The sequence below is a fragment of the Legionella sp. genome (assembly GCF_049790535.1).
GTDB lineage: Bacteria > Pseudomonadota > Gammaproteobacteria > Legionellales > Legionellaceae > Legionella.
Genome location: NZ_JBAQZB010000015.1, coordinates 1 through 6,097 on the forward strand (window position 1 = coordinate 1; position 6,097 = coordinate 6,097).

Consider the following 6,097-nt stretch of genomic DNA (forward strand, 5'->3'; position numbering starts at 1 on the left):
ACCATAGCGGTTTGGAACCACCTGAATCCTTCTCGAACTCAGAAGTGAAACAAACTTGCGCCAATGATAGTGTGAGGTCTCCTCATGTGAAAGTAGGGAATCGCCAGGGTTTTATTAAGATAGGAAAAGCGGCTTTTAGCCGCTTTTTTTTACTTTTTTTATCTGTAAAACTGGCTTTTTTTTAGTCTAACTAGATACCTAATTATTGATTTTTGTTAAATTTTCGGTTAAATTAAATTCTTTATCAATGGTTAGTTGTAATTACTATGCTTGTGGAAGATGTTATTAAATTTTGTCATAGTTTACTTGAGGAAAAAAAACTCAACGAATTTGATACAGGACTACTTAAAGCTATTAATACACGTTTTGCACGCACAGAATCTAATGTAAATCTAGTAGAAGAATTTAAATTTTGTGATAATATCGCTGAAGAAAGTAAGGTTAGCAAATTTGCTACGGATTTTCTGAAATCCATAGCTGTAAAACACTCAGAACCAGTTTTAACCAAAGATGATTTACACTTTTTACGAAACTGTTATCAGGAGCGTTGGCATAAAATTGGTTCTCAGGAAGGTGACCTCAACGACACCACAGTGAAGAAAAAATGGGATGCTTTGGCAATAAAGATAGCTGAAGAACTGGACATTACCTATATTAATTTGCTAATGAATGAGTCTAATGAGGCTGAGATTGCAGAGTATCAACATTGTTGTCGCCTCCTGGTATTATTGTTTGCCACAAAATTTGAAGGAAATTCATTAATAACTATGTGGGATAGACAAAACTATATTCCTAAGGAGTTATCTCCAGTTTATCAGCAGTTACTGCCTTTGTTTAATCTAGAGCGAACTAATTTTAGTGAACTTTATACTACCATTCTTAATAACCTGATTATTCCAAAATCTAACGAATACGGTTTTTTTACCAATGGGAAAATACATCAATGGTTACAAAAGGTCGCAAAGGGACAAGTGGCAGAGCTAGGTGGTTATTGGTTTAGACCAGATTTAATTTTATTTGCCTTAATGGCAGCATATGATACAACTCAAGTGGAGAGTCAAAAATCTATAATTGATGGTTTTTTGGATGAATTGATTCGCACTTATGCTCAAGAAAAAGATCCTTTTAGTAAAGAATTAAGAGTGAATATTTTGTTTTCACAGTTTTTATCTGAAAACACAGTTCAAAATACAGATATTATGAAGCATTTAACGAGTTGTGATCCAGAAAAGGCTCGCCTTAATTTTGTTAAGAATTGTACCTCATATATTGAGCGACGTTTTAAATCGTTACAGTACACCCCACCACCATCTACAATGCGTTGTTTCCTTATGGAAGTTCCGGAAAAAGAGTATTCTGTTCGTGGTGTTGTGAAATATTATTCACAAGTTAATATGACGCATCTTGACGAAGCAATAAAATATAATATTAATAGTTACATCCTCAAAAAACTAACGTGGTCAATTCCAGTAGCAGACCAAGTTGCTGAGAATTTTAGCGAAAATCAATACAGTAGGGATCCTATTGGGTGGTATAGTTAAGCATAAACAATATCATTGATGCATTCATTAAGACTTTTTTATGTATTGAGCGCAGAGCTTATTAAAATTTTCGTATCTTCTGACTGAAATAAAACCTTCATGTTTCGCTTTTATTATGGCGCAATGAGGTGTATTTTTATGGGTACAATTTCTAAATTTGCATTGGGATAAATAAGGTCTAAATTCAGTATAGCCCCAGGCAATTTCGGTTATATCCATATGCCATAGACTAAATTCTCTAACTCCTGGTGAATCAATTAACGCCCCGCCACTAGGCAAATGGTAGTACTTGGAATTACTAGTAGTATGTTTACCCAGAGCTGAAATTTCGGAAAGTGTGCCAATGGCAATATTTTGTTCATGAGGTACTAAACGAGAAATTAATGAAGATTTTCCTACCCCAGATTGGCCTACAAAAACACTAACCTGATGATCCAATATTTTTTTTAGTTTTATCATACCGCTCGCAGTATCTTTACTAATAAAAAGGATTGGATAATTTAGATTTTGATAATCAGTTAATAACCGCTTTTTGAGCGAAAAACACGATAAATCCGTTTTATTTAATAAAATTACCGCATGTAAATTGAGCGTTTCTGCCATTACTAAATAACTGTCAAGAAGTGACCAAGACAGTTCTGGTTTTGATGTAATGACAATAATGAGTTGCGTGATATTAGCCGCCACTGGTTTACTTAGTTCACCACTGGTTGGCTTAGCCAAAATATTGCGTCGCGGGTAAAGACTAACGACGACGCCTTGATTATTGTTTTCCTTTTGCCAAATAATGCGATCACCAGCAACCAGAGTTTCTAGGTTGGGTCTAATGGAGCAACGAACAAGTGCTCCATTACTATCTTCAATTTCAACATGTTTGCTAAATCGGCTAATAACTAATCCATCAGCCAGATTATCGTCTTGTTCTTTACTTATATGATAATTATGTTGAATTTTTTCAATGCGTGCAGATTGTTTTTTATTAATACGTCTTTTACTCATGGTTTCGATCTATAATATAATGGACTAAGTCCAGGGTCTGTCAACAGCCCCTAACGAGATAATTCTTATCCTATAGTATGAAGGTAAATGACAGTTAATGAAAGTCTACTTGGTGGGTGGTGCCGTTCGCGATCAATTACTCGATCTGCCGATAAAGGAGCGAGATTGGCTAGTTGTGGGCGCAAATCCAGAACAATTACTACAAAAAAAATTTCGTCAGGTTGGTCGTGATTTTCCTGTGTTTCTACATCCACAGACGAATGAAGAATATGCTTTAGCAAGAACAGAAAGAAAATCAGCACCAGGTTATTATGGCTTTGCTTGTGATTTTAGCAGTTCAGTCACTTTGGAAGAAGATTTGGCTCGTCGTGACTTGACGATTAATGCAATGGCTAAAGATGAGCAAGGCAGAATCATTGATCCTTATCATGGCCAGGAAGATTTAGCACGAAAGATATTACGCCACGTTTCTCCAGCTTTTGTTGAAGACCCGGTGCGTGTGTTACGTGTTGCACGCTTTGCTGCGCGTTTTCATTATTTGGGCTTTACATTAGCAGAGGAAACTCGTTCTTTGATGTATCAAATGGTCAAAAATGGTGAGTTAGAGCATTTGGTTGCAGAACGCATTTGGCAAGAATGGCAGCGCAGTTTGGCAGAGAAAAATCCAGAACAGTTTATTGGTATTTTACGATCTTGTGATGCATTAAGAGTAATTTTACCGGAGTTACATGCATTATTTGGTGTGCCCAATCCTTATCATTATCATCATGAGGTAGATAGTGGGATTCATAGTTTAATGGCAATGCAATCAGCAGTTGCTTTGACTGACGATCCTATTATCCGTTTTGCGGCTTTAGTTCATGATTTAGGAAAAGCAACCTCACCCATGCACAATTGGCCAAGTCATCACGGTCATGAAGAGCGTGGTGTTCCCATTATTCAGTCATTATGTTCACGTTTGCGTATTCCCAATGAATACCGTACATTAGCAACTATGGTTTCGCGAGTTCATTTAACGATTCATCGTTTATCTGAATTACGTGCAGCTACTGTAGTTAAAGTATTTGAGCAGACGGATGCATTTCGTCGGCCACAGCTTTTTTATAACATGTTAATTGTGTGCCAAGCGGATGCAGAGGGTTGTGGTCGGACGATTGATTATCAACAAAGCAATTTATGGCGCTATTTGCTTTCTGAATGTGCTAAAGTAAATGCACGCTCTATAATCGCACAAGGTAATGCTGGTGCTGTGATTAAGCAGGCTTTACATCAACATCGAGTAGTTTGTGTGAAACAAATCTTAACGTCCTGGAAGTCAAATGAAAAATAAGTATAATTTAATTTGGATTGATCTGGAAATGACCGGTCTTGATCCTGAAGAAAATCGGATCATTGAAATTGCAACTGTAGTGACCGATCCGTATTTAAACATTATTGGTACAGGTCCGGTGTTTGCTGTTTCTCAACCTAAAGATCTTTTAGATAGAATGGATTCATGGAATACCAAACAGCATGGTCAATCAGGATTAGTAAACCGGGTTTTGGAAAGTAAAATAAACGAAGCAGAAGCCGAACAATTAACTATTAAGTTTCTAAAGCAGTATGTGGATAAAGGAAAATCCCCAATGTGTGGAAACAGTGTTTGCCAAGATCGTCGTTTTTTATATAAATATATGCCTGAATTAGCGGCTTTCTTTCATTACCGAAATTTAGATGTAAGTACACTTAAAGAGTTAGCTATTCGTTGGAAACCAGAATTGTTAAATGGATTTACAAAAGAATCAAAACACCTTGCTTTAGATGATGTTAAAGATTCAATTGCAGAATTAGTTTATTATCGCCAACATTTTATCAATTTGTCGGAACCCATACAATGATAAACAGAGAACAATTAGAATTACCAAATGGTGCAGATAAACTATTGCTGCATTCATGCTGTGCCCCCTGTTCTGGTGAGGTGATGGAAGCCCTGATTAGTTCGGAAATCAATTTTTCTATATTTTTTTATAACCCTAATATTCATCCTGTTCAGGAGTATGAAATTCGTAAGCAGGAAAATATTAAATTTGCGGAAAAACATAGTATTCCGTTTATTGATGCCGATTATGACAAAGATAATTGGTTTGAGCGTGCTAAGGGGTTAGAGTGGGAACCTGAGCGGGGTAAACGGTGCACTATGTGTTTTGATATGCGATTTGAGCGTACTGCTTTATATGCTTATGAAAATGGTTTTCCGATGATTAGTAGTTCTCTAGGAATTTCCCGCTGGAAAGATATGAATCAAATTAATGAGTGTGGGATACGTGCTGCAAGTCATTATCCTGACATCGAATATTGGACTTATAATTGGCGAAAAAATGGTGGTTCTGAACGGATGTATGAAATAGCCAAGCGCGAACAATTTTATAAGCAAGAATATTGTGGTTGTGTTTATTCTCTACGTGATACCAATGCATGGCGTAAGCAAAAAGAACGAAATCGAATTAAGATTGGTGTTAATTATTATGAAGAAGAAACACTTAGCGAAGAGTCTTTATGACCAAACTTGGGCACAGGGTAAGACAAAATCATTGTGCACATAGTCATGGTGAGATCACGTATGATCGAGCTTTTTTAATTGCAATCATTGCTAATGGACTGTTTGTCATTGTGCAAATTATATTTGCTTATGTGTCAAGTTCGACCAGTTTATTAGCTGATGCTTTTCATAATTTAGGTGATGTATTAGGATTAGCTTTAGCATGGATTGCAACAGGTTTAATGAAGTCCGCACCAACCATGAATACAACCTACGGTTTGAAAAAAATATCGATTTTGTCCGCTTTGGCAAATGGTATTTTATTGGTCTTTACTTGCGGTATCATTGCTACAGAAGCAGTATATAAGTTATTTTCACCAACAGAAGTTCAGGCAGTATCGGTCATGATTGTAGCAAGCCTTGGCATTATTATTAACTCGACTACAGCACTTTTGTTTATGCGTGGTTCAGAGGATTTGAATATCAAAGGTGCTTATTTGCATTTATTTTATGATGCCTTAATTTCTTTAGGTGTGGTTTTATCTTCCGCTTTATTGTATTGGACAGGTTGGCTTTGGATTGATCCTGTAATGGGTTTAGTGATTGCTATTATTATCCTTAAAGGAACCTGGTCTTTATTTGTTAATAGTTTTATGTTAATCATTGACGGTGTTCCCCATAATATTTCTTGGTCTGCTGTGAGTGCGTTTTTTTTGGCCAAACCAGGCGTTAAAAATTTTCATGATTTACATATTTGGGCATTAAGTACGCAAGAAAATGCAATGTCGGTGCATTTGTATATGCCTGATGTAGCGCTGAGCGATCAACTACGCGCAGAATGGGTTGAACAGTTACGCCATGAGTTTGGTATTCAACATGTGACAATTCAAGTGGAAAAAACAGAAATAGAATGTAATGACTGTCATAGCTCACTGTATAGAATGCTGTAGCTGATACAAAATTTGAGACACAGAATTCTAGTCTGTTTCTTTTACTTGGCCCAACTGGAAAAAATATCCCGAAACCCCCAGGATAACTG

6 protein-coding genes and 1 rRNA gene are annotated in these 6,097 nt (G+C 36.5%); 6 read left to right on the plus strand and 1 reads right to left on the minus strand.

Annotated elements, in window-relative coordinates:
* Positions 1 to 109: ribosomal RNA gene (rrf, locus tag WA877_RS00595) — 5S ribosomal RNA — on the plus strand; the annotation flags it as partial.
* A 157-nt stretch (positions 110 to 266) separates the two neighbouring features.
* Entirely contained in the window at positions 267 to 1,541 is a 1,275-nt protein-coding gene (locus WA877_RS00600) for a hypothetical protein (protein ID WP_425169004.1), read from the plus strand.
* A gap of 27 nt (positions 1,542 to 1,568) precedes the next feature.
* Here WA877_RS00600 and rsgA read toward each other — a convergent pair whose 3' ends face one another.
* A complete protein-coding gene (rsgA, locus tag WA877_RS00605; protein ID WP_425169005.1) occupies positions 1,569 to 2,540 on the minus strand; it encodes a small ribosomal subunit biogenesis GTPase RsgA in 972 nt (323 codons plus the stop codon).
* 97 nt (positions 2,541 to 2,637) lie between these two features.
* Between rsgA and WA877_RS00610 the strand changes: the two genes are divergently transcribed.
* The 4 genes from WA877_RS00610 to WA877_RS00625 are packed head-to-tail and all read left to right on the plus strand — an operon-like array spanning position 2,638 to position 6,008.
* Positions 2,638 to 3,870, plus strand: a complete 1,233-nt coding sequence (locus WA877_RS00610; RefSeq protein WP_425169006.1) for a multifunctional CCA addition/repair protein — start codon at positions 2,638 to 2,640, stop codon at positions 3,868 to 3,870.
* Entirely contained in the window at positions 3,860 to 4,417 is a 558-nt protein-coding gene (gene orn, locus WA877_RS00615; protein WP_425169007.1) for an oligoribonuclease, read from the plus strand. The genes WA877_RS00610 and orn overlap by 11 nt, the downstream gene beginning before the upstream one ends.
* Complete coding sequence (locus WA877_RS00620; protein ID WP_425169008.1) at positions 4,414 to 5,079, plus strand: epoxyqueuosine reductase QueH; 666 nt, start codon at positions 4,414 to 4,416, stop codon at positions 5,077 to 5,079. Before orn ends, WA877_RS00620 begins: the two co-directional genes overlap by 4 nt.
* Positions 5,076 to 6,008, plus strand: coding sequence for a cation diffusion facilitator family transporter (locus tag WA877_RS00625; protein ID WP_425169009.1), 933 nt, complete (start codon positions 5,076 to 5,078; stop codon positions 6,006 to 6,008). The genes WA877_RS00620 and WA877_RS00625 overlap by 4 nt, the downstream gene beginning before the upstream one ends.
* The last annotated feature ends 89 nt before the right edge of the window (positions 6,009 to 6,097 follow it).